General features: G+C 67.0%; 22 protein-coding genes and 1 pseudogene. 10 read left to right on the top strand and 13 right to left on the bottom strand.

The window, feature by feature from the left end:
- Nucleotides 1-965: 965 nt before the first annotated feature.
- Nucleotides 966-1,598 (bottom strand): hypothetical protein, encoded by a 633-nt coding sequence (locus AC25ND_RS09090; RefSeq protein WP_028688762.1) that lies wholly within the window; start codon nt 1,596-1,598, stop codon nt 966-968.
- A 257-nt stretch (nt 1,599-1,855) separates the two neighbouring features.
- On the opposite strand from AC25ND_RS09090, the gene ppk2 reads away from it, so the two are divergent.
- The gene (ppk2, locus tag AC25ND_RS09095) at nt 1,856-2,674 is read left to right on the top strand and encodes a polyphosphate kinase 2 (RefSeq protein ID WP_062362170.1); all 819 of its coding nucleotides are present in this window, start codon (nt 1,856-1,858) and stop codon (nt 2,672-2,674) included.
- A 9-nt stretch (nt 2,675-2,683) separates the two neighbouring features.
- Here ppk2 and AC25ND_RS09100 read toward each other — a convergent pair whose 3' ends face one another.
- The 3 genes from AC25ND_RS09100 to AC25ND_RS09110 all read right to left on the bottom strand — a co-directional run bounded on the left by AC25ND_RS09100 (nt 2,684) and on the right by AC25ND_RS09110 (nt 6,016).
- Nucleotides 2,684-3,817, bottom strand: a complete 1,134-nt coding sequence (locus tag AC25ND_RS09100) for an HlyD family secretion protein (protein ID WP_028688764.1) — start codon at nt 3,815-3,817, stop codon at nt 2,684-2,686.
- Entirely contained in the window at nt 3,814-5,442 is a 1,629-nt protein-coding gene (locus tag AC25ND_RS09105) for an MFS transporter (protein WP_486976242.1), read from the bottom strand. Before AC25ND_RS09105 ends, AC25ND_RS09100 begins: the two co-directional genes overlap by 4 nt.
- 64 nt (nt 5,443-5,506) lie before the next feature.
- Complete coding sequence (locus AC25ND_RS09110) at nt 5,507-6,016, bottom strand: GNAT family N-acetyltransferase (RefSeq protein ID WP_182324645.1); 510 nt, start codon at nt 6,014-6,016, stop codon at nt 5,507-5,509.
- 145 nt (nt 6,017-6,161) lie between these two features.
- Here AC25ND_RS09110 and AC25ND_RS09115 point away from each other — a divergent pair, with 145 nt between their 5' ends.
- The 3 genes from AC25ND_RS09115 to dksA all read left to right on the top strand — a co-directional run bounded on the left by AC25ND_RS09115 (nt 6,162) and on the right by dksA (nt 8,547).
- Nucleotides 6,162-6,722: a gamma carbonic anhydrase family protein gene (locus tag AC25ND_RS09115; RefSeq protein ID WP_062362175.1), complete on the top strand. Its 561-nt coding sequence runs from the start codon at nt 6,162-6,164 to the stop codon at nt 6,720-6,722.
- A 2-nt stretch (nt 6,723-6,724) separates the two neighbouring features.
- Nucleotides 6,725-8,062, top strand: coding sequence for a dihydroorotase (locus AC25ND_RS09120; RefSeq protein WP_062362180.1), 1,338 nt, complete (start codon nt 6,725-6,727; stop codon nt 8,060-8,062).
- 77 nt (nt 8,063-8,139) lie between these two features.
- Nucleotides 8,140-8,547, top strand: a complete 408-nt coding sequence (gene dksA, locus AC25ND_RS09125; protein WP_028688769.1) for an RNA polymerase-binding protein DksA — start codon at nt 8,140-8,142, stop codon at nt 8,545-8,547.
- Here the strand turns inward: dksA and AC25ND_RS09130 are convergent.
- The gene (locus AC25ND_RS09130; RefSeq protein ID WP_062362182.1) at nt 8,544-9,257 is read right to left on the bottom strand and encodes an MgtC/SapB family protein; all 714 of its coding nucleotides are present in this window, start codon (nt 9,255-9,257) and stop codon (nt 8,544-8,546) included. The genes dksA and AC25ND_RS09130 overlap by 4 nt on opposite strands.
- Before the next feature lie 338 nt (nt 9,258-9,595).
- Nucleotides 9,596-10,366 carry a class I SAM-dependent methyltransferase gene (locus AC25ND_RS09135; RefSeq protein ID WP_069016861.1) on the bottom strand — a complete coding sequence of 257 codons (771 nt, stop codon included), beginning with the start codon at nt 10,364-10,366 and terminating at the stop codon, nt 9,596-9,598.
- Between the two features lie 73 nt (nt 10,367-10,439).
- Here AC25ND_RS09135 and AC25ND_RS09140 point away from each other — a divergent pair, with 73 nt between their 5' ends.
- Entirely contained in the window at nt 10,440-10,901 is a 462-nt protein-coding gene (locus tag AC25ND_RS09140; protein ID WP_062362186.1) for a sterol desaturase family protein, read from the top strand.
- 66 nt (nt 10,902-10,967) lie between these two features.
- Here AC25ND_RS09140 and AC25ND_RS09145 read toward each other — a convergent pair whose 3' ends face one another.
- On the bottom strand, nt 10,968-11,861 hold the full coding sequence (locus AC25ND_RS09145) for a bile acid:sodium symporter family protein (protein WP_186596046.1): 894 nt from the start codon (nt 11,859-11,861) through the stop codon (nt 10,968-10,970).
- Nucleotides 11,862-12,035: 174 nt separating this feature from the next.
- Here AC25ND_RS09145 and AC25ND_RS09150 point away from each other — a divergent pair, with 174 nt between their 5' ends.
- Nucleotides 12,036-12,914, top strand: a complete 879-nt coding sequence (locus tag AC25ND_RS09150) for a Dyp-type peroxidase (protein ID WP_486976243.1) — start codon at nt 12,036-12,038, stop codon at nt 12,912-12,914.
- A 283-nt stretch (nt 12,915-13,197) separates the two neighbouring features.
- Here the strand turns inward: AC25ND_RS09150 and AC25ND_RS09155 are convergent, their stop codons facing one another.
- From AC25ND_RS09155 to AC25ND_RS09180, 6 genes are all read right to left on the bottom strand, one after another.
- Nucleotides 13,198-14,484: an alginate export family protein gene (locus AC25ND_RS09155; RefSeq protein WP_486976293.1), complete on the bottom strand. Its 1,287-nt coding sequence runs from the start codon at nt 14,482-14,484 to the stop codon at nt 13,198-13,200.
- A 168-nt stretch (nt 14,485-14,652) separates the two neighbouring features.
- Nucleotides 14,653-15,420 (bottom strand): SDR family oxidoreductase, encoded by a 768-nt coding sequence (locus AC25ND_RS09160; protein ID WP_486976244.1) that lies wholly within the window; start codon nt 15,418-15,420, stop codon nt 14,653-14,655.
- On the bottom strand, nt 15,417-16,208 hold the full coding sequence (locus AC25ND_RS09165; protein WP_236248128.1) for an SDR family NAD(P)-dependent oxidoreductase: 792 nt from the start codon (nt 16,206-16,208) through the stop codon (nt 15,417-15,419). The genes AC25ND_RS09160 and AC25ND_RS09165 overlap by 4 nt, the downstream gene beginning before the upstream one ends.
- Nucleotides 16,205-17,023, bottom strand: a complete 819-nt coding sequence (locus tag AC25ND_RS09170; protein WP_182324641.1) for a molybdenum cofactor biosynthesis F family protein — start codon at nt 17,021-17,023, stop codon at nt 16,205-16,207. Before AC25ND_RS09170 ends, AC25ND_RS09165 begins: the two co-directional genes overlap by 4 nt.
- Before the next feature lie 76 nt (nt 17,024-17,099).
- Complete coding sequence (locus tag AC25ND_RS09175) at nt 17,100-17,762, bottom strand: helix-turn-helix transcriptional regulator (protein WP_373875705.1); 663 nt, start codon at nt 17,760-17,762, stop codon at nt 17,100-17,102.
- The gene (locus tag AC25ND_RS09180; protein ID WP_486976245.1) at nt 17,762-19,249 is read right to left on the bottom strand and encodes an aldehyde dehydrogenase family protein; all 1,488 of its coding nucleotides are present in this window, start codon (nt 19,247-19,249) and stop codon (nt 17,762-17,764) included. Before AC25ND_RS09180 ends, AC25ND_RS09175 begins: the two co-directional genes overlap by 1 nt.
- A 287-nt stretch (nt 19,250-19,536) precedes the next feature.
- Here AC25ND_RS09180 and AC25ND_RS09185 point away from each other — a divergent pair, with 287 nt between their 5' ends.
- The 4 genes and pseudogenes from AC25ND_RS09185 (at nt 19,537) to AC25ND_RS09200 (ending at nt 23,534) form a co-directional block, all read left to right on the top strand.
- The gene (locus tag AC25ND_RS09185; protein ID WP_288522053.1) at nt 19,537-20,706 is read left to right on the top strand and encodes a p-hydroxyphenylacetate 3-hydroxylase oxygenase component; all 1,170 of its coding nucleotides are present in this window, start codon (nt 19,537-19,539) and stop codon (nt 20,704-20,706) included.
- A gap of 62 nt (nt 20,707-20,768) precedes the next feature.
- Nucleotides 20,769-21,278: pseudogene (locus AC25ND_RS09190) on the top strand (flavin reductase family protein); the annotation flags it as partial.
- A gap of 212 nt (nt 21,279-21,490) precedes the next feature.
- Nucleotides 21,491-22,990 (top strand): APC family permease, encoded by a 1,500-nt coding sequence (locus AC25ND_RS09195; RefSeq protein ID WP_028688783.1) that lies wholly within the window; start codon nt 21,491-21,493, stop codon nt 22,988-22,990.
- Nucleotides 22,971-23,534, top strand: a complete 564-nt coding sequence (locus AC25ND_RS09200; protein WP_051555606.1) for a DUF3156 family protein — start codon at nt 22,971-22,973, stop codon at nt 23,532-23,534. The genes AC25ND_RS09195 and AC25ND_RS09200 overlap by 20 nt, the downstream gene beginning before the upstream one ends.
- The last annotated feature ends 88 nt before the right edge of the window (nt 23,535-23,622 follow it).

Below are 23,622 nucleotides of genomic sequence, written 5' to 3' on the forward strand. Positions count from 1 at the left end.
GACCGCGCTGCAGGGCCCATCCTGGGCCCCAGCGCTTGACGGGCATCCATGCCCGTCACCTCCCTCCGCAAGTCCTGCGTTCGGCCTCCTGAAGTCGCGAAGTTACGGGCGGCGCCTGAACTGGCGCAGCTGTCGCTAGTTGGAGATTTATTAATCTTTCGATCGTTTCGCGGGGCAAGCCCGCTCCCACGCAATAGTCGTCGTTATATATAACCCTGTAGGAGCGGGCTTGACCCGCGAAAGGGCCGGAACAGTCAATACATAACTAATAGTAAAACAACTAACTTCGCGCTTCTTGCTCTTGCTCTTGCTTCTAAGCGCGCGGTAGTTCAGGCGCCACCAATTGCGACTTCAGGAGGCCGAGCGGAGTTCTTGCGAAGGGAGGTGACGGCCATGGATGGCCGTCAAGCGCTGCGCCCCAGGATGGGGCGTTCAGCGCGGTCCTCCCGGGAGCAAGAACGGAGCGAGGGAACCCCGGAGCGTAGCGCAGGGGCCGGATGAACGGAGCGGAACGGTTTTGCCTACTTTTCCCTAGAGAAAAGTAGGTCGCCGTAAAGGCGAAAAGGTGACTAAATGTCGACATCACCTACGAATGCGCATACAAAAATCAAAACAATCTCCCCGAACCCGAACCCGAACCTAATCAACTGGAAGGCTTATCGTCACTCCCAAGCCCCTGCTGCTGCCCACCCCGCGACTGATCCGACAAGGGCACGCCCCCCTGGGCAACCTGCTCAGCCTGCTGCCGCTGCAGCGCCCACTGATCGCTCCGTTCCTTGAGGCGATCAGCACCACCTTCCGCAAAAGCCGAACCCGCCCAGATCATTACTAAAAGTGCGAGCACAGATGCTAAGGATTTGTTCACCGGAAAACCTCCATTGATTGACCTTGAAACCGGCCACCCTGGCAGCCGGATCGAGGCAAGAATGGAGGCCACGGATTTTCCCAGGATTAACACACCCCGTTCAGTTGGCCAGCAACTGCTCGTGCACCCACCCCTGAGCCGTGAGCACCATGGATCGGGTTTCCTCCAGCGGTTTGGCCGAGCTGCCCGCCGCCAGCCCAAGCCCGGCGATGTTGGCCTGGACCGCCGCGTCACTGGCCCATACCGGCAGCTCGGTGACCTGGTAGCTGTAGGTCACCTGGGACTGCCGTCGGCCATTGTGCTCGACAGGTGCGCTGAAACCCTTGACGGCGGTGACTCGGGCCTTGCCGAAGCACAGCCCGCCGGTGCTGGCGCCGTTCGCCCTGGGCCGGGCGTCGGCCTTGTAGTAACGCCGGCCCTCGTCGGTCAGGTCATAGGCGTAGTAGATGTCAGTGCGCGCTGGTTGCCACAGGCGCTCCGGCACCTCCGTACGGGCGACTTCCCGCTCGCTGACCACCCCGACCCGGGCCAGGGCGTGCAAGGCCTTGTTGGTGCCCTCCACATCGAAGTCACGGGTGCGGGTGGGGAAGGCACTGATCACGAAACAGTGCGGGTACCGGGTGTCGAGGTAGGCCTGGGCGGCCTGGCGCAGCTCGGCTTCGTCGGGCTGTTGGCCGTCCGAGCAGCCGACCAGGGTCGCCAGCAGTGCCAGCGGTATGATCTTCCTGTCCATTGTAAGGCTTCCTTGAGTTGCCAGTTGCAGGGTTGCGCGCCGGCCAGGCCGGCTGGTACAGGATTAGAACCCGCGGGCCAGAGCCCCCGCAATCATGGCAAGACGACATATCCTCGGCGCTGTGCGCTGTTTGGCAAGGCCCGCGTTGCGCCAGTTCCGGCAAAATGCCGATGCTCATCCATACTCCTCGGGTCCGCTCCGGCACCTTCGGGCAGCCGTCAACGGACAGACCTGCAACGAGCACAGAGGAGCCGCCGATGGCCAAGGGCGAGGGGAAGAAACGCAAGGGTGACGCCACGGAGAAACTCGGACGCAAGACCTACGAGGCGCAGCTACGGCGGCTGCACGTCGAGCTGGTCAAGCTCCAGCAGTGGGTGGTGGAGAAGGGCCTTAAGGTGTGCATCGTCTTCGAGGGCCGTGATGGCGCCGGCAAGGGCGGCACCATCAAGGCCATCACCGAACGCGTGAGCCCGCGAGTGTTCCGCGTGGTGGCGCTGCCGGCGCCCACCGAGCGCGAGAAGACCCAGATGTACGCGCAGCGCTACCTGACCCACCTGCCGGCGGCGGGCGAGGTGGTGATCTTCGACCGCAGCTGGTACAACCGCGCTGGGGTGGAACGGGTGATGGGCTTTTGCAGCGACGAGCAGGCCCACAAGTTCCTCACCGTGGTGCCGATGTTCGAGCGGATGATGGTCGAGTCGGGGATCATCCTCATCAAGTACTGGCTCGAAGTCAGCGCCGAGGAACAGACCCGCCGCCTGCAGGACCGCATCAGCGACGGTCGCAAACTGTGGAAGCTGTCGCCGATGGACGTCAAGTCCTACACCCGCTGGGACGACTACACCCGTGCCCGCGATGACATGTTCGCCGCCTCCGACTCATCCTGGGCACCGTGGTACCTGGCGCGCTCGGAGGACAAGCGCAAGGCGCGGCTGAACATCATCAGCCACCTGTTGCAGCAGATCCCTTACAAGGACCTCAGCCAAGAGCACAAGGTGTCGCTGCCCAAGCGCGGCAAGATCGGCAAGTACAAGGCGCGGCCTTATCCGTTCAAGATGGTGGCGGAGCGGTTCTGATGCCGCCGATCACTGCGCCTGGCGGGTATCGATGCTCACCACCACCGACATCCCCGGCCGCAGTTGCCTGGCCTCGGGCTGATCGTCATCGACGGTGATCCGCACCGGGATGCGCTGGGCGATCTTGACGAAGTTGCCGGTGGCGTTGTCGGCCTGCAGCAGGGCGAATTCGGAACCGGTGGCCGGCGAGATCTGCTGCACATGGCCGCGCAGCTTCAGGTGGTTGAGCGCATCGACGGTGAAGGTGGCGGGCTGGCCGATGCGTACGTTGGCCATCTGCGTTTCCTTCAGGTTGGCGATCACCCACAAGGTGTCCGGCACCAGCGCCATCAACTGCGCGCCGGGGTTGACGTAGGCGCCCAGGCGGGTGCCGATCTGCCCCAACTGGCCGTCGCGCGGCGCCTTGACCCGAGTGTTGTCCAGGTCGATGCGGGCCAGCTCCACGGCGGCCTTGGCATTCTCCACCGAAGCCTGCAGCGCAGCGCGGTTGACGATCACCGTCTCGCGATCCTGGCGGGCGATTTCCAGCGCGGCCCTGGCCTGGGCCAGGCTGGCGACGGCGGCGGCATGGCTGGCGCGGCTCAGGTCCAGTTCGCGGCGTGACACCGAGCCATCGCTGACCAGCGCCTGGTTGCGCTGCAGGTCGGCCTTGGCCTTGTCGGCCTGGGCTGCCGCGTCGCTGATCGCGGCCTGGCGCTGGGCGATGCCGGCCTCGGCGCTGTTGCGTTGCTGCAGGTTGTTGGCCAGCGCCGCTTCCTGCTGTTTGAGCTGGGCGATGGACTGGGCCAGGCGCTGGGTGTAGATGCGGTCGTCCAGGCGTACCAGAAGGTCGCCCTGCTTGACGAACTGGAAGTCGTGCACCGGCACCTCGACGATATAGCCGCCCAGCTGTGGCCCGATGATCGTCACCTGGCCGCGCACCAGGGCGTTCTCGGTGCTCTCGATGGCGCTGCTGAACGGTGGCAGGCGCCAGGCGTAGAGCACCAGCAGGATACCGGCCAGGGCCACGGCGGCGAAGCTCAGCGACGACAGCAGGCGCACCCGCCGGGTGCGCGCCGGGCTGGTCGGTTCGCTGGGCGGCGGCGTGCCTTCCGGGGTTTCGGCGAGGGCGGTGGTGGTGGTCGTTGGCGTCTCTTGGGTCATCGGCTTGAAGCACCGCTGGTGGAGTGGCTGTAGCGCAGGTACAGGCTGCGAATGAAGATCCAGATCATGGTCAGGATAGCGATGGTACCGATCAGCATGAACACATCGTTGTAGGCCAGCACGTTGGCCTCCCGGGTCGCGGCGTTGGCCAGCAGGCGCATGCCGGCCTCGTTGCGCAGCGCCGGGTCGGCCAATACCCCGGCGTAACCGGCGCCACCGCCCTGCACGCGGGCGCTGACCAGGGGTTCCAGGGCGCTCAGGCGGTCCATCAACTGGCTGGAATGAAACTTCTCGCGCACGGTCTGGAAGGTGCCCAGCAACGCCGAGCCAATCAGTCCGCCGAGGTTGTTGCAGATACCGAACAGCACCGAGAAGCTCACCAGGTTGCGCGGGTTGGCGCGCACATGGCCGATGCCCAGCGCCATCGACGGGCCGACGAAGAAGGTGCTGCCGAAGGCCAGCAGGAACTGGCTGAGGTACATCTGCGCCGGACGGGTCAGGTTGCTCGAGGTGCTGTCCATGAAGGCGCCGGTGGCCATGGCGGCCAGGGAGATGAACAGCGGTAGCACCAGGTGCTGGGGGGTGATGGTCAGGGCGCTGGTGGCCAGCCCGGTGACCGCGCCCAACAGCATCACCGCGTACAGCGCGCGCATCTGCTCGTTGCCCATGTTCAGCGCCTGGAGAAACCCCACGGCGCCGGTGGACTGCTCGGAGATCACCATGCGGATCAGGACCACGCACAGGGCCAGGCGGATGATCGCGCCGCTGCCCAGCCAGCGGGTCATCAGCAACGGGTTGCTGCGGTTGTGCTCGATGGTCAGGCCGGAGAGGATCAGGGCGATGGCGGCGGCCAGGGCGACGCCGATCCACGGCGCGTCCAGCCACCAGTCGATGCGTCCCAGCGACAGCGCCGCGCAGAGCAGGGCGGTGCCGCTGGCCATCAGGGTGAAGGTGAGGAAATCCAGGGGTTCGAAGGTCTTGAAGCGATCACCGGGGGGCAGTTTGAGCAGCAGCACGCAGCCCAGCGCGGTCAGGGCCAGGCCCAGCTCGAACAGGTACAGTCCGCGCCACTCGGCGATCTGCAGCAGGTCTTCGGAGAATACCCGGGCCAGTGGCACCGCCAGCTGCGAGGCGCCCAAACCCAGGACCATCGCCTTGAGCCGCCACTGCGCGGGGAAGGCCTGGATCATGTAGTACAGGCCCAGCGAATTCAGCGCTGCGCCGACCATGCCATGGGCGGCGCGCACGGCGATGGCCGAGTTGAGGTCGTTGACGAACAGGTGGGCGAGGGTGACCAGGGCATAAAGCATCAGGAACACCTCGGTGAACGCGCGCAGGCCGAACTCCTGGCGGAACTTCACCAGCAGCAGGTTCATCGACACGTTGGTCATCACGAAGGCGGCCGGCAACCAGGCCATTTCAGCGCTGGTGGCCCCCAGCGCACCCTGCAGGAACGGCAGGTTGGCAACCACCAGGGCGTTGCCCAGACCGCCGGTGATGGCCACCAGCAGGCCGACCAAGCCGTAGGCCAGGCGCTTGGCCGGGGCGTGCAGCGGCGTCGAGGGCGAGCCGGGCAGGCTGGGCTTCTCGTGGGGGAGCCACTGGCGGGGGGCGTACTTGTCCATCGGGTTGTCCGTTACCACGGGTGATCCGACTCTACGTCAATGGCCGGCTGGATGAAAACATCGCTCAAACGCCGAGCGACAGGCGCATGGCGCAGCGGTTGCCCAGGCCATGGGCCAGTTCGCCGGCGAGGATGCCTTGCAGCCGTGTATCGACCTGCGACGCTGGGATGCGCTCGAAGCCATAGCGGGCGTAGAACGGGGCATTCCAGGGGACATCGTCGAAGGTGGTCAGGGTCAGCCAGGGCAAGCCACCCAGGCGCGCGGCCGCCCGCGCCTGGTCCAGCAGTCCACGCCCCAGGCCCTGGCCCTGGGCTTCCTGGCGGACCGACAACTCGTGAATGTGCAGGGCGTCGCCTGTGGCGCTGGCGCAGAGAAAACCCAGCGGCCGGTCCTGATCATCCACGGCAACCCAGCTGCCGCCCTCGGTGACGAACGCCAGGTGTTCGGCTTCGCTCAGCACATCGCTGTCGGCCAGCCAGGTCAGGTGCGGCAATTGCCGGAAAGCCTGGGCCGCGGAGTGTTCCAGGGCGGGAAGTAGGGGGATGTCGCTGACGAGGGTGGGGCGGATACGCATGGGGGATCAGGACCTGTAGGTGCGATAATGCGCCCGCGCGTTGTCACGCAGGTAGGCGGAGTTTGCCAGATCGGTGTGAGGAGGTGTTGCATTGTTAATGTTATAACGTAACATTCAGATCTTCCTTCCTTGCAGGGCCCTTACCGTGATTCGCAGAAACCCCTCCGGCCATCTCCCGCAAATTGCTGAGTCGGCCTATATCGACCACACCGCCATCATTTGCGGCAAGGTGATCATCCATGACAACGTGTTCGTCGGCCCCTACGCGGTGATCCGCGCCGACGAGGTGGATGGCAGCGGCGACATGCAGCCGATCGTCATCGGTGCCAACTCCAATATCCAGGACGGCGTGGTGATCCACTCCAAGTCCGGCGCGGCGGTGCGCATCGGCCAGTACAGCTCGATCGCCCACCGCTCCATCGTGCATGGCCCGTGCGAGGTCGGTGACCGGGTGTTCATCGGCTTCAACAGCGTGCTGTTCAACTGCAAGGTCGGCGACGGCAGCGTGGTGCGGCACAACTCGGTGGTCGATGGCCGCGACCTGCCGCCGCGCTTCTATGTGCCGCCCACCGAGCACATCGGCCCGCACACCGACCTGGAGCGTTACCCGCCGGTCAGCGTGTCGGCCTCGGAGTTCTCCGAGGACGTGGCGCGCACCAACATCGACCTGGTCCAGGGCTACAAGGCTCTGCAGAACGAGTTCTGAACATGGACACATTGCTGGTGCGCAACGCACGGCTGGTCAATGAAGGGCGCGAGTTCGAAGGCGACCTGCTGGTGCGCCACGGGCGCATCGAGCGGATCGCCGGCAGCCTCGGCAATGCCCGGGCGACGCTGGAGATCGATGCCAAGGGCGCCTGGCTGTTGCCGGGGATGATCGACGACCAAGTGCATTTTCGCGAGCCGGGGGCGCCGCACAAGGGCAGCATCGCCAGCGAGTCGCGGGCGGCGGTGGCCGGGGGCATCACCAGCTACATGGACATGCCCAACACCAACCCGCCGACCCTGACCTTGGAAGCGCTGGCCGACAAGAAGCGGCGGGCGGCGGCGAGTTCGCGGGCCAACTACGGCTTCCATTTCGGCGTGAGCCGCGACAACCTCGACACCATCGCTGCCCTCGATCCGCGCGAAGTGGCCGGGATCAAGGTGTTCATGGGCGCCTCCACGGGCGACATGCTGGTGGACGACCCGCAGGTACTGGAAAAGCTCTTCGTCTATGCGCCGACCCTCGTCCTGGCCCACTGCGAGCACACTCCGAGCATCCTCGAGAACGAGGGCTGGTGGCGGGCCCGCCATGGTGAGTTCATTCCCCCCGCCGCACACCCGCTGATCCGCGACGCCGACGCCTGCTACCGCTCCTCGAGCCTGGCGGTGGAGCTGGCCCGGCGCTTCGGCACGCGCCTGCACGTGCTGCACCTGAGCACGGTGCGCGAGCTGGCGCTGTTCACGCCGGGCCCGGTGAGCGGCAAGCACATCACCGCCGAGGTGTGCCTGCACCACCTGCTGTTCGACGACAGCGACTACGCCAGCCTCGGTCACCTGATCAAGTGCAACCCGGCGATCAAGACCGGTACCGACCGCGATGCCCTGCGCAAGGCCCTGGCCCGCGACCGCATCGATGTGATCGGCACCGACCATGCGCCGCACACTTTGGAGGAAAAGCGCCGCGTGTATACCCGCGCGCCATCGGGGCTGCCGCTGGTGCAGCATGCCTTGCCGGCGGCGCTGGAGCTGGTCAGCGAGGGGCTGCTGAGCATGGCCCAGGTGGTGAACAAGACCAGCCACGCGGTGGCCGAACTGTTCGCCATTCGCGAACGCGGCTTCCTGCGCGAGGGGTATTGGGCGGACTTCGCCATCGTCGAGCGCCTGGCCAGCCCACGGGCTGTCGCTGACGATCCGATCCTGGCGCACTGCGGCTGGACGCCGTTCCAGCAGCGCGCCTTCCACCATGTGGTGCGCAGCACGGTGGTGTCCGGACAGTTGGCCTGGCACCAGGGGCGGGTACGTGACCAATGCCAGGGCTTGCCCTTGATGTTCGACCGCTGAATCCCCCAGATCCCGTCGAAACGGCTCCATGCCGCGAAAAGGCCGCAAGGCGCCCCCAGTGTCCCGGAGTGACCCCCATGACTGAAGAGCAACTGCTGCAACAACCCGCCACTGCCTACATGAACGAACCCCAGCGCCAGTTCTTCCGCAACCTGCTGCTGACCCAGCGCGGCGAGCTGCAGACGCGCATCGAGCAGGAGTTCCGCGCCCTGCGCGAACAGGAAGTGCACAGCGACCCCGCCGACATCGGCAGCGCCGAGGAGGAGCGCCACTGGCAACTGCGCTCGCTGGAGCGGGAGAAGAAGCTGCTGGACAAGATCGACCAGGCGCTGGAGCGCCTGGCCCGTGGCGATTATGGCTGGTGCGAGGAAACCGGTGAACCGATCGGCCTGCGCCGCTTGCTGCTGCGGCCCACCGCGACCCTGTGCGTCGAGGCCAAGGAGCGCCAGGAGCTGCGCGAACGGCACGTGCGTGACGACGTTTAGTCAGTGGGCAGACCCTGGGCTTGCAACTGCCAGCGCACGGCGCTGACACCTTTCTCCAGGCTCACCCGCCCGACCAGACGCTCCAGCTGGGTCGGCGCCTGCGGCGTGCCGAGCAGTTCGGCGCGCACTTCCAGGCGTGCCGGGTCGGGCAGGTCCTCGCTGTGCAGTGACTGCAGGCGCAGGCCTGGGTCGCTGAGGCTGTGCAGCATCAGGCTGCGCACTTGGATCTCGTCCTCGGCGCGGCAGACGATGCGCACCTCGTAGCGCTGCTCGACCTCGCTGGCCGACACCACGTCCTGGCGGTCCAGGCGCTGGGCGAGGTCGCGCAGCAGGATGTTGGCGCACAGCACCACCAGGCTGCCCAACGACGCCTCCAGCAGCAGGCCGAGGCTGCACAGCACGCCGACCGCGGCGGTGCACCAGAGGGTGGCGGCGGTGTTCAGGCCGCGCACGTTGAAGCCGTCGCGCATGATCACGCCACCGCCGAGAAAGCCGATGCCCGATACGACATAGGCGGCGATGCGCGAGGCATCGGTGGGCGCCATGCCCGGCACGGCTTGGGTCATCAGCACGAACAAGCAGGCGCCGGTGCTGACCAGGGCGTTGGTGCGCAGGCCCGTCAGACGCTGGCGCAGTTGACGCTCGGCACCGATCAGGGCGCCGAGCAGCAGGGCTACGCTGACGCGCAGCAGAAAGATTTTCCAATCCATAGCGAACTCCGTTCCGCGGGCAATGGCCCGCACGAGCGCCGACCGCAGACGACGCGAATGAAAGCGAGGAATGCGCAGGGCCACGCGCCTAGCCAGGTGGCAGGGCAGGAAAGGAAGGCGGAATGTTCAGCCCCGCAGGGCCGAAGGGAACCACCGTCTACCGTGTGCGGCGAGACAGTGGCAGGAACGCTGCCGGACTAGCTCGCCGTGTGGGCCTGTCGCAATCGACTGGGGCTACTGTCCAATGCAGGGGACTCCTGTGTGGGGGATGCTTGAATGCGCGGCGGACCATACGCCTCGACCCGCGCAGGGTCAAGGCGTGAATCATGACAATTGCGTTACGCCAGGCGCCGGCAGACGTAGGCCTGGGTCCGGTACGGGAAGGCGACACGCTCACGGCCCTTGAGCGCCGGGTGGTTGTCGATCAGGTCTTGCAACCGGGCCATGACCCTGTCCTGCTCGGCCTGGGGCAGGGCGGCGATGAAGCTGACCGAGCGCAGGCGCTCGAGGATCACCGTTTGCGGACTGCCTTCATGGACGTGGGGCAGGGTGGTCAGTTGCGGCGCGCTGAAGCGGCTGCCCGCAAAGGCGTCGCGCCAGCGACCCGTATGGAAACGCGGGGTGTTGCCCTCGTAGGGGGTGATGATCTCGGTGATCCGCGCCACCCAGTCGACCGTTTCGTCGCGTACGTTCCAGATCAGCCCCAGGCGCCCGCCCGGCGCCAGCACCCGGTGCATCTCGCGCAGGGCGTCGGCATCGGCGAACCAGTGGAAAGCCTGGGCGCAGACCAGCACCTGCTGACTGGCGTCGGCCAGCGGGATGTGCTGAGCAGTGCCTTCGAGCACGGGAACCTCGGGGAGGCGCTCGCTGAATCGCTCGCGCATGGCAGCCACCGGCTCCACCGCAGTCAGGCGTGGCGCCAGCGCGGCGAGCAGGCGGGTGAACTTGCCGGTGCCGGCGCCCAGGTCGAGCACCGGGGTACCTGCGCCGATGCCCAGGGTGTCGCGCAGCCAGCCCTGCAAGGCGCTGGGGTAATCAGGCCGGCCCTGCTCATAGTTGCTCGACTGGCGGGTGTAGCCGGTGCTGGCCGCGGTGTGCACATCCTTCATGGAAAATCCCTCCGAATGACCTGGCGGCAATGGTACCCTTGCGCCTTTCGTTGCCAAACCCCCGGACCGATCCATGTTGTTCAATCTCGCCGTGCTGTTCGGTACCCTGGTGGCCATGGAGGGCGTCGGCACGCTGGCCCACAAGTACGTCATGCATGGCTGGGGCTGGTGGCTGCACCGCTCGCACCACGAGCCGCAGCTGGGCATGCTGGAGACCAACGACTGCTACCTGCTGGCCCTGGGCTTGATCGCCACGGCGCTGGTGGCCCTGGGCAAGGCCGGGCATGCGCCGTTGCAGTGGGTCGGCGCCGGGGTGGCGGGGTATGGCGTGGCCTATGTGCTGGCCCACGATGGCTTCTTCCACCGGCATTGGCCCCGCGCGCCAAAGCCGGTCAACCGCTATCTCAAGCGCCTGTACCGGGCGCACCGCCTGCACCATGCGGTGAAGGGGCGCCAGGGCAGCGTGTCGTTCGGGTTCTTCTACGCGCCGCCCTTGCGGGTGCTGAAGCGACAGCTGAAGCGGCGGCGGGGCTGATGGCCCTATCGCGGGGCAAGCCCGCTCCCACGGTACTCGTGGGAGCGGGCTTGCCCCGCGATGTTTTCAATTGACGGTCTCGACCGCGACGTCCTCGCGACGAGGCCCTCGACTCACCCACCAGCCAAACCCCGCCGCCGTGAAGAACATGATCAGGCTGTAGATCGCTGCCGGCACCGCCATGGTCGCGTTGTTGAGCAGCGTCGGGCTCAGGGCCAGGGCAATCGCCAGGGTGCCGTTGTGGATGCCGATTTCCATGCCGATGGCGATCGCCTGGCGTTTCGGGATGCTCAGCAGGCGCGGCACCCAGTAGCCCACCGCGAGGCTGAGCAGGTTGAACAGCAGCGCGGCGCCACCGACGATCGGCGCGTACTCGACCACGGTCTGCCAGTCCTTGGCCAGGGCCAGGACGATGGTGAAAGCCAGGAACAGCGCCGCGACGATCTTCATCGGTTTTTCCATGCGCGCGGCGAAACGCGGCGTCCAGTGGCGAATCAGCATGCCCAGCGCCACCGGCAACAGGACGATGGCGAACACCTGCATGACCTTGGCGAACTGCAGCGGGATGGCCTGGTCCGATTCCATGAACCAGATCAGCGACAGGTTAACCAGCAGCGGCATGGTCAGGATGGCGATCAGTGAGTTGACCGCCGTCAGGGTGATGTTCAGCGCCACGTCGCCATGGGCCAGGTGGCTGAACAGGTTGGCGGTGGTGCCGCCCGGAGAGGCGGCCAGCAGCATCAGGCCGACCGCCAGTGCCGATTCGAGGCCGAAGCCGTTGGCGATCAGGAAGCACACCAGCGGCAGCAGCAGGATCTGGCAGACCAGGCCGATCACCACCGGTTTGGGGTACTTCACCACCCGGGCGAAGTCGGCCAGGGTCAGTGACAGGCCCAGACCGAGCATGATGATGCCCAGGGCCAGCGGCAGGAGGGCGGTGAGCAGCGGGGAGGCGGTCATGGGCGGTCTCTCGGGCGAAGGATTCCGAGGAGTGTAGGGGGTGGCGCAACGATAGCTAATCGCAAACGGCGCGCCTTGGTAACCGATTGTTACCGGGGCGAGCGGCCCTGTGTCGCGTTGCGATGCATCGCCCGGCGCAGTAGCATTCGCGCTTTTGCCGAGGATTCGCCTGTCATGCCGTTCCAGCCAGGTCTGCTTGCCACCCCGGTGCCGGCCCATGCCCGTCACCTGTTCTTCGCCCTCGATTCGCTCGAGGCCTTGCCCGCCGTCCTCGACCAGCTGTTGCCGCAGGTCGATGGGCAGCGCCTGATCCTGGGCATCGGCGCGCCGCTGGCCAAGGCCCTGGGCCGCGAAGTGCCGGGCCTGCGCAGCTTCCCGCAACTGGATGCGGCGGTGGAGAACCCGGCGACCCAGCACGCCCTGTGGCTGTGGCTGCGCGGCGCCGAGCGCGGCGAGTTGTTCCTGCGCGCCCAGGCCCTGCAGCAGGCGCTGGCTCCGGCGCTGCGCCTGGTCGACAGCGTCGATGGTTTCCTGCACCGGGGCGGCCATGACTTGACCGGCTACGAAGACGGCACCGAAAACCCGGTGGACGAAGACGCCGTCACCGCCGCCATCGTACCGGGCGATCAGCCTGGACTGGCGGGTTCCAGCTTCGCCGCGTTCCAGCTGTGGAAGCACGACCTGGAGTACTTCAAGTCGTTGCCCCAGGCTGAGCAGGACAACATCATCGGTCGCCGCCTGAGTGACAACGAAGAGCTCGACGACGCGCCCGAGTCGGCCCACGTCAAGCGCACCGCCCAGGAAAGCTTCGCGCCGGAGGCGTTCATGGTGCGTCGCTCGGTGGCCTGGACCGACGAGCGTGGCGCAGGCCTGGCGTTCGTCGCCCTGGGCTTCTCGCTGGATGCCTTCGAGGTACAGCTGCGGCGCATGAGTGGGCTCGAGGATGGCGTGGTCGATGGCCTGTACCGCTTCAGCCGGCCATTGACGGGGGGGTACTACTGGTGCCCGCCGTTGGCTGAAGTGGGCGCAGACCTGCGCCTTCTGTTGGGCTGATGGATCCTGGGGCTGCTGCGCAGCCCTTTCGCGACACAAGGCCGCTCCCACACCTGTCAGGCCATGGTTATCTGCCTTGGCCCATGCCTTGAGTCAAGTGGGACAGCAGTGGGGCTCACGCTGAAACCGAGTCGGACCAACAAGGCGGACAAGGTCATGGCACAGGATTGACTGGCCCGAAACAGATGTGGGAGCGGCCTTGCGTCGCGATGCGCCGCGCGGGCGGCGCTCGATCTTGCAGGCGCTGCAAAACCAACGTTGTACACCTTGAAAGGACTGCCCGTCAGAACGGCACCGCCACCGTCAGCTGGCTGTAAACGTTGGTCCCGCTTCCCACCTGGTTGCCGCCATTGCTTTGATCCTTGCGTGGCTTGAACAGCCCCAGCAGCGGGATGACGATCAGGTGCTCGTTGACCGCCCACTCCACATACAGGTCCAGCTCCTGGGCATCCAGCTTCAGGGTGTCGCGGCTGCGCACGGTGTCGAAGTCGAAGAACAGCGCGCCGACCGTGAGGTCGTCCCGTGGCGTGGCCTTCAGGCCCACATGGTGGACGCCGCTGTTGGTGTTGAACGGCCCGGCATAGTTGCCGGCGACCTCGCCCTGGATCCAGGTGCCGTAGCCGCTGGACAGGCCGGTGAACAGCAGGTCCCAGCCCGCCGAATAGCGGGTGTAGCGGTAGGTCAGCTGCGGTGCCCACGGGGCCTCGGCGAAGGTATGGCTGGCCTCGGCGTACCAGGCGGTCTCGCGGCCGCCGCGCGTGTCCTGCCAGGCATACTCGAAGGCAAAGCGGGTGTTTTCCAGCCCGACGTCACCTTCGCCGCGCAGGCTGTAGACATCCATGCCTTCGCGGCCCTTCTGGAACTCGCTGGCCCACTGGTCGGCCACGTCGATGCCGTGGATATAGGTCAGGCCCAGGGTGCCCAGGTCATGGGTGTAGTCCAGGGTACCGGCCGCCAGCTCTGTTTCGGCTTGGGCACGGTTGTCGGACTTGAGCCACAGCACGCTGCCATGCAGCCCTTCCTTGCCGCCCAGACGCAGTACCGCGGTGCGGTCGAAGGCGTGGCGCGCGCCCAGGTAGAAGCCGCCGCCGCGGTTGAGCTGGCCATCGGCCGGGCCCTTGCCCAGGTTGGGGCCGTCATCGTTGATCAGGAAACCGCTGCCCAGGCGGATCACCTGGCGGCCGCCGGACAAGTCCACGCCATCCTTGCCCAGCAGCGGGAACAGGTCGCCTGAGCGCCAGCCCAGGTAGGCGTCCTCGATCTTGGTGGTGCGTTCGGAGCCGTCCTGGTTGCCGCCGGCGTCGCCGTCGCCCCAGGCGCCGGAGCTGACCCAGTTGAGGGCACCGTACAGCGAGCCGTTGCCGCCCAGGCCCTGGTCGCCGCTGAGGCCGTACTTGATGAAACCTTCGCGCCAGGTCGAGCCGCCGGGGGTGCCATCGTAGTTGTGGCGGCTATTGAACATGCCCCAGACCGCGAGCAAGTCGGCATTCAGGTGGCTGTCATCGTCGGCGTACAGCTCATAGGCCGGGCTGGCCTGGCCATGCACCAGCAGGGCCAGGGCCGTGGCCATTGCGGTGCGACGTGGGGTGAGACGCATGGATCGATCCTCGTTTGTTGTGTGCGGTCTTGAGTGCCGCGTCGTTGTGGAGGCAGTGTCGAAAGGCGACGGGTTATTAGCGCGTGGAACGCTGGCGGTGGTCTTGCCCGTGGCTGCCAGCGGCCTTGCCTGTCGCCGCCATCACAGGCGCGCGGCGGTCTCCGGCAAGGTGGCGCCGCCGTCGACCACCAGGGTTTGGCCGGTGATATAGCGGGCAGCGTCAGAGGCCAGGAACAGCATCGCCCCGGCGATATCGGCCGGCTCGCCCAGCCGTCCCAGGGGCACGCCGGCGGCGATCCGGGCGTTGAGGGTGGTATCGCCGAGGTTGTCCATGGCCGGTGTGCGCACCATCCCCGGTTCCACGCCGTTGACCCGCACGTTGAACGGCGCCAGTTCCAGCGCGGCATTGCGAATGAGGCCATTGACCCCGGCCTTGGACGCTGCGTAGTGGCTCAGGCCTGGATAGGCCACCCGGGGACCGGTCACCGACGAGGTGGCCAGCACGCATCCGCCACCCTGGCGGCGGAACAGCGGCAGGGCGCCTTGGGTGAGCCAGAACAACGCGCCCAGGTTCACCGCCAGGGTGCGCTGCAGCAGGGCCGGGTCGATCTCGACGAATGCGGTGAGTGGGAAGTAGGCGGCGTTGTGCACCAGCACATCAAGGCGTTCCAGCCCGGCCAGCAAGGCGCGGGTCGCGCCGGGTTCGGCCAGGTCGAGCATCTCCCCACGCACCTGGTGGCCCAACGCCAACTGATCCTCGACCAGGCGCTGCAACGCCTGCGGATCAAGATCCACGGCCAGCACCCGGGCGCCGCCACGGGCGAAACCCTCGACGATGGCCTGGCCGATGCCGCCGGCCGCGCCGGTGACCAGCACCGTGCGGCCTTGGAAGTCGTAGCGCGCGTTCATGCCGACGGCTCCAGGCGGGCATAGGCCAGGGTCGGCACGTCGACCACGGTCGAACCGCCATCGGCGGTGATCACCGCGCCGGTGACGATGCTGGCCTCAACGCCGACCAGGAACTGGCACACGGCGGCGATCTCGTCGCTGCTGGCCGGGCGGCGCAGCGGCACGTCGGCGGTGACGCGGCGGTAGGCAGCGTCGAGGTCTTCCTGGTAGTGATCCATCAATGGCTGCATCTCCTGGTCGGCCATGGGCGTGCGCACCCAGCCTGGGCAGACGCAGTTGACCCGTACGCCGAACGGCCCGTAGTCGCGAGCCAGCGAGCGGGTCAGACCGACCAGGGCGTGCTTGGCGGTGGTGTAGCCGCAGACTTCGGGACCGGCCGCCAGCGAGGCGATGGAGCCCAGCAGCACCAGGCTGCCGCGCCGCTCGCGCAGCAACGGCAGGCAGGCCCGGGCAGTGTGGAAGGCGCTGTCGAGGTTGCTGCGCAGGGCCTCGCGCCAGGCATCGTCGCTGGTTTGCTCGGCTCGCCCGAGGCCGTGGCCGCCGGCGCAGGCGATCACCGCGTCGAGGCCGCCGAAACGGGCGCGCACCTGCTCGATGAAACCCGCCCAGGTGGTGCTGTCGGCGGCATCGCCGGCCAGCACCAGGCCATCGCACCGCTGCGCGACGCGCTCCAGCGCCTCGCGGCGGCGGCCCACCAGCGCCACCCGCCAGCCCTGGCGGGCCAGGCGCAGGGCGCAGGCTTCACCGATGCCGCTGCCGGCCCCGGTAATCAGCACGCTGCGGTTCACTGCGCATGCTCCGTGCGATTGAGCACCCGGCAGTGGGACGACACCGGGAAGTTGGCCAGCGCATCGAAGCCGCCACCCTGGTAGCCGAAGATCTTGCCGTCGCTGCGGTGGCGCGCCAGGTCGATCATCACCAGGCCCAGGGTGGGCACGATCTTCTCGCACCAGACGAACAGGTACAGCTGCTCGGCGATCTTGTAGTAGTACGCCCGGTCGGTGTCGCACAGCCCCTGCTCGACGCCCTTGAGGCACTGCCAGCTGTAGTAGTTGGCATTGAGGTAGATGTGCTCGTACTCCTCGGTGGGGCTGTAGCGGTAGTGGTTGCGCAGGCCGACCAGCTCGGTGGTCGGCGCGTGGGGACAGGCACCGGCCTGCCAGGGGCGGTCGAGGCTGCCGTGCAGGAAGCTGGCCTCGACGCCAGTCAGGGCTTCGCCGGCCAGGGCCAGGGCATACAGGCCGCGCTGGGTCCGGGCCTGGTCGGGCAGGCGCCCGAGCACGGCGGTGAAGGCGTGCTCTAGGGTGTCGAGCACCAGCGACACCGACCAGGCCTGGCCGGCCTCGTGCTTGATGAAGTCGACCAGGTAGATGCCGGGGCGTACCGAAGTCGCCCGGTAGCCGGCGCTGCCGCTGCTGTGGCCGTCCGCGGCGCGCCAGTGCAGGCGCTCGCTGTCGAAGCGGTGTTCGATGACCCAGCCATTGGCGAAGTGCAGGGTAAGCGTGCGCCCGGACAGGTCGGCCAGTTGCGGCAGGATGAAGGCTTCGGGCGCGAAGCCATCGGCGAGGGCGCCCACGGTGATCCAGTCGGCGGTATTGGGCATGGCGGTGACTCCTGTGGTTGGGGTGGCCACAGGGTGCAACGGCGCGTCGGGCGACGGTATCAACCGTAAGGTTGAGTCACAGGTAGAGGCTGGCCACCAGCTCGGTGCGGTTGCGCACGCCGAGTTTGCGGAACAGGTTGATCAGGTGGGTCTTGACCGTCGGCAGGCCGACGCCCAGGGCGCGGGCGATCAGCTTGTTGCTGCTGCCCTGGCGCAGCAGCTCGGCGATCTGCCGTTCCCGTGGCGTCAGTTCGACGGACGCGGGGGCGCACGCCAGCGGCTGGCTGGCCACGGCGAGCTGCATCAGCCCGTGCAGGGGCAGCAGGCGTTCGAGTTCGTCGCCGCGAAACTCACCGAGGCTGGCGCAGCGCAGCAGCGAGACGCCGGCCACGGGGCGGCCATCGGCCTGGGCGATGATCTCGACCACGTCCACCACCTGATGTTGCGCGAGGAAACACTGGTAGATCTGGCCCTGAGCTTCGGGCAGGCGGGCCAGGCCCTGGCGCAGCGACACCACCGGGCGGCCGATGGCCAGGCAGCGTCCGGGCTGCAGCGGGTCGAAAGCCCGGTAGTGCTCGAGGTAGCGGGCATGCATCGGTGCCTGCAGGTCCTGCAACAGGAAGTCGCAGGCCTGCTGCCCGGCATCGATGTGGTAGAACGCCGCCAACGAGGCCGGCACCTGCTGGCTGAAGGCCTGCAGGCAGTAGCGGCCCAGGTCGTGGTTGGCACTGGCCATGATCAGTAGCGGATCATCACCGACTTCAGCTCGGTGAAGTCGTCGATGAACGCCGAGCCGAACTCGCGGCCGATACCCGAGGCCTTGATGCCGCCGAACGGCACCGCCGGGTCGAGCAGGGTGTGCATGTTGACCCACAAGGTCCCGGCCTGGATTTGCGGGATCAGGCGCATGGCCTTGCCCAGGTCGTTGGTCCACAGGCTCGCGCTCAGGCCGTAGGGTGAGGCGTTCATCAGCTGGATCAGTTCGTGTTCATGATCATAGGGCAGGAAGGTCGCCACCGGGCCGAAGGTTTCCTGGTTGAGCAGGGTGTCACCTGCGTTGTTGGCAAGGATGACCGTGGGCTCGACGAAGCAGCCCGGACCTTCGCCGAGGCGTCCGCCATGGACGATGCGGTTGCCCTCGGCACGAGCGGTGGCGAACAGCTCGCCGAGCTTTTGCTGGTGTGGTTTGTTGGCCACCGGGCCGAACTGGGTGGTTTCGTCCAGCGGCGAGCCGATCTTCAGCTGGCCCAAGCGCTGGGACAGGGCCTCGAGCAGCGGGTCGAGGCGTGAGCGATGGACGTAGAAACGCTCGCCGGCGGCGCAGATCTGCCCGGAGTGCAGGAAACCGGCCTCGATGATGCCGTCCACCGCCTTGTCGACGGCGACGTCGGGCAGGAACGCCACCGCGTTCTTGCCGCCCAGCTCCAGGGTCGCCCGGGTCAGCTTGGCGCCCATGGCCGCTTGGCCGACCGCGATACCGGTGGGCACGGAGCCGGTGAACGACACCTTATCGGTGCCAGGGTGCTCGACCAGCGCCTTGCCCACCTGGCCGGCGCCGGTCAGCACGTTGAGCGCGCCCGGCGGCAGGCCGGCCTCGCTGGCCAGCTCGGCGATGCGCAGCAGGGTCAGCGGGGTGAACTCGCTGGGCTTGAGCACGATGCTGCAGCCGGTGGTCAGGGCCGAGGCCAGCTTCCACAGGGCAATCATGGTGGCGAAGTTCCATGGCACGATGCCCACCACCACGCCCACCGGCTCGCGCAGGGTGAAGGCGCTGTAGCGTTCGCCGGCGAAGGAGGGCAGGGATGGGGTGATGGTCTGGCCGGTAATTTTGGTGGCCCAGCCGGCGTAATAGCGCAGGAAGTGCGCGGCCTGTTCCACCTCGAAGGCGCGGGCGATGCCGATCAGCTTGCCCGACTGCAGGGTTTCCAGCTGGGCCAGCTCCTCGCGGTTGGCCTCGAGCAGGTCGGCCAGGCGGAACAACACCGCGGCACGGGCGGCGGGGCTGGTGCGCGACCAGCTGGCAAAACCCTTGCGGGACGATTCGACGGCGCGCTCGACGTCGGCCAGGTTGGCGTCGGCGACCTGGGCGATGGCTTCGCCGTTGGCCGGGTTGTGCACGGTGATGCGGGCGGTGGATTGGCTGGCGACCGATGCGCCATGGATGTACAGACCGTGGTCACGGGCCAGGAAGGCGCTGACGCTGGGGAGGAGGGCGATGTCGCTCATGGCAGGGCTCCGGGTGGTTTGCCGAGGGCTTCGTGGGAGCGGGCTTGCTCCGCGATGGGCCTTATTGCGGCCTGATTTCCCCCAGATTAAAGCCCGACACGCTGGTGATCTTGTCTGCCCATGCCGCCCCCATGACCCTGTCTGCCAGGTGCCACGAAAAGTGCAATCCGAGGTGCGGAAGTTGCATTTTCCGGCTCGGCCACGGCTCCCATACTGACCCGGCATTCATCAGTGAGCGGCCCATTCCGGGCAGCGTTCGCCAGGGTCCAATAACAATGAGCCAGACCATGAAAAAGCCAAATTCCCTGCTCGAAGACCTCAAGCCCCTGCTGCCGGCCATCGCCGCTCGCGCCGACCAGGCCGAGCGCGAGCGCAGCGTGCCCGTCGAGAATATCGCCGCGCTCAAGGCCATTGGCCTGCACAAGGCCTTCCTGCCCAGGCATTACGGCGGCCTGGAAATAAGCCTGCCACAGTTCGCCGAATGCATCGCCGCGCTGGCCGGCGCCTGCGCCAGCACCGCCTGGGCTATGAGCCTGCTGTGCACCCACAGTCATCAGCTGGCGATGTTCACGGCACGCTTGCAGGACGAGATCTGGGGCCGTGACCCGGACGCCACCGCCAGCAGCAGCATCGCCCCGTTCGGTCGCACCGAGGAGGTCGAGGGCGGCGTGCTGTTCAGCGGCGAGATGGGCTGGAGCAGCGGCTGCGACCACGCCGAGTGGGCGATCATGGGCTTTCGCCGGGCCAACCCTGAGGGCGGCCAGGACTACTGCTTCGCCGTGCTGCCGCGCAGCGACTACCAGATCCGCGACGACTGGTTCGCCGCCGGCATGCGCGCCAGTGGCAGCCGCACGCTGATCGTCGAGCGCGCCTTCGTGCCCGAACACCGTATCCAGAAGGCCAGGGACATGATGGAGGGCCAGTCGGCGGGCTTCGGGCTATACCCGGACAGCGCGATCTACTTCAACCCCTACCGCCCGTACTTCGCCAGCGGGTTCTCCACGGTCAGCCTGGGCATCGCCGAGCGCATGCTCGAGGTCTTCAGGGACAAGACCCGCAACCGCGTGCGCGCCTACACCGGCGCCGCCGTCGGCGCGGCCACCCCGGCGCTGATGCGCCTGGCCGAGTCCACCCACCAGGTCGCCGCGGCGCGGGCGCTGCTGGAAAAGAGCTGGGAGCAGATCGCCGAGTACAGCGCCCGGCACCAATACCCGACCCGCACCGAGCTTACGTACTGGCGCACCAACCAGGGCTACGCGGTCAAGTTGTGCATCCAGGCCGTGGATCGGCTGATGGAGGCGGCTGGCGGCGGCGCCTGGTTTGACGGTAACGAACTGCAGCGGCTGTTCCGCGATGCGCACATGACCGGCGCGCATGCCTACACCGACTACGACGTCTGCGCGCAGATCCTCGGGCGCGAGTTGATGGGGCTGGAGCCGGATCCGGCGATGACCTGAGCTTCAGCCGATGAACATGGCTGGCGCCCCAGCCTAGCCCAACAACAATGATGGAGCCTTGCATGTCCACTCCCTTCGATAGCCGCGCCTTCCGCCGCGCCCTGGGCAACTTTGCCACCGGCGTCACCGTGATCACCGCCGCCGACGCCTCGGGGCGCAAGGTCGGGGTCACCGCCAACAGCTTCAACTCGGTATCCCTCGACCCGCCGCTAGTGCTCTGGAGCATCGACAAGCGCTCCGGCAGCCATGCGGTGTTCGAGGCCGCCGGGCACTTCGCCGTGAACGTGCTGGCCGCCGACCAGATCGACCTGTCCAACACCTTCGCCCGCCCCAGCGAAGACCGCTTCGCCGGTATCGAGCATGAGACCGGCGAGGGCGGCGCGCCCCTGTTGCCGGGCTGTTCGGCGCGCTTTCGTTGCGAGAAGTTCCAGCAGATCGATGGCGGTGATCACTGGATTCTCATTGGCCGGGTGCTGGCGTTCGACGACCTGGGGCATGCCCCGCTGCTTTATCACCAGGGGGCCTATTCCAGGGTTCTGCCGCATGGGGTGATGGACCGTTGCGCGCAGGGGTAATTGGTTCGAGGTATTCGACACTAGAGTTGCAGTGCCTGTGAGATCGAGCGCCGCCCGCGCGGCGCTCGATCTCAAGAGCGCTGCAAGACTATCGCCAAGCACCTGGCAACACGGATCAAGCCCTGCGGCAGGCAGTGGCAAGACCCGCCCGGGTGCAGGCCGCAAAGTGACAGGGAAGAATCTTTCCCTCGTCCACCCAGGGCCCACCCATGACAATCAACAATAAGCTCACCGAGCACCTCAACCGTGGCAGCGTCGGCTTCCCCACCGCGCTGGCCAGCACCGTCGGCCTGATCATGGCCAGCCCCGTGATCCTCACCGCGACCATGGGCTTCGGCATCGGCGGCAGCGCCTTCGCCGTGGCCATGGTGATCGCCGCGGTGATGATGCTGGCGCAGTCGACTACCTTCGCCGAGGCGGCGGCGATCCTGCCGACCACCGGCTCCGTCTACGACTACATCAACTGCGGCCTGGGCCGTTTCTTCGCCATCACCGGCACTCTGTCGGCGTACCTGATCGTGCATGTGTTCGCCGGCACCGCCGAGACCATCCTCTCCGGGGTCATGGCCCTGGTGAACTTCGAGCACCTCAACACCCTGGCCGAGTCGGCCGGTGGTTCGTGGTTGCTGGGCGTGGGTTTCGTGCTGGTGTTCGGCGTGCTCAACGCTTTCGGCGTGAGCGCTTTTGGCCGCGCCGAAGTGGTGCTGACCTTCGGCATGTGGACCACGCTGATGGTGTTTGGCGTGCTTGGCCTGATCGCGGCGCCCGCCGTGGAGCTGGACGGGCCGTTCGGCGTGTCGCTGGTCGGCACCGACCTGATGACCATTCTGTCGCTGGTGGGCATGGCCATGTTCATGTTCGTCGGTTGCGAATTCGTCACCCCGCTGGCCCCGGAACTGCGCCGCTCGGCCTGGGTCATGCCCAAGGCCATGGCCCTGGGTTTGTTCGGCGTGGCCAGCTGCATGTTCATCTACGGCGCGGCGATGAAGCGCCAGGTGGAGAACGTCGTGCTTGACGCCGCCAGCGGCGTGCACCTGCTGGACACGCCCATGGCCATCCCGCGTTTCGCCGAGCAGGTGATGGGCGATATTGGCCCGGTGTGGCTGGGCATCGGCTTCCTGTTCGCCGGCGCCGCCACCATCAACACGCTGATGGCCGGGGTGCCGCGGATTCTCTACGGCATGGCGGTGGACGGGGCGCTGCCCAAGGTGTTCACCTACCTGCACCCACGGTTCAAGACGCCGTTGCTGTGCATCCTGGTGGTGGCGCTGATCCCGTGCCTGCACGCCTGGTACCTGGGCGGCAACACCGACAATATCCTGCACCTGGTGCTGGCGGCGGTGTGCGCCTGGAGCACCGCGTACCTGCTGGTGACCCTGTCGGTGGTGATCCTGCGCATCCGCCGGCCGGACCTGCCACGCGCCTACCGCTCGCCGTGGTTCCCGCTGCCGCAGATCGTCTCCAGCATCGGCATACTGCTGGGCATGTGGTTCATCACCCCGCCGGGCATGAACCCGGCCGATGTCTACGTGCCGTTCGCCGTGATGCTCGGCGCCACCGCGGCCTACGCGCTGTTCTGGACGCTGTGTGTGCAGAAGGTCAACCCGTTCCGCCCGGCGCGGGTCGAGGACGTGCTGGAGAAGGAGTTCGCCGCCGAACCCGGTCATTCTCACCACGAGCAGGTGCGCCATGTCGGCAAGCTGGCTTGAACGCCTGACCGGCCCACGCACCCCGGCCGGTTATCGGCCTGGGGCGACCTTGCAGCGGGTGTGGCGAAACCTGGGATTGACGGATTTGCAATCCGCAGCATCGTTTACCTACCGCGAAGATGGCCCTCGGATCGAAGTGCGCGAGCGCACTGAGAGCCATCTGCTGATGCATCTGGTGCTGTGCGAGTTCATCCTGCAGGTGCCTGCCTTGGGGCAGGGCGCGGTGCGGGTAGAACTGCACCATACCGGGGCGTTGCGCCGAACGGGGCTGGCATGCCGCCTGCGGGGCGGCGATCAGGTGCTGTTCGAAGCGCTGCGCGAGCGCCTCGGGCGTGCTCAGGCTGTATTGATGCCGCTGGATTTCAAGCGCCTGGCCATCGAGTGCCGCGACGGTCAGTGGCGGGTAACCCTGGAGCATATGGGCGCCAGCGAGGTGGTCAATCGGGTGCCCGCGTTTCGCCGCTACATCCCCCTCGACATTGAGCAGCGCAAGCATCTCTGGCGAGCTTTCGATGCGCTGCAACTGATGCTGAGCGACCTGTAGAGCCAGGGGCCGCTTTGCGGCCTTGTGTCTTGCTCAATTCACCTGGCACGGAACCTGCTGCCAACACCGGCAAATAATGACAGTTGTA

The sequence above is a fragment of the Pseudomonas sp. P110(2024) genome, assembly GCF_057480795.1.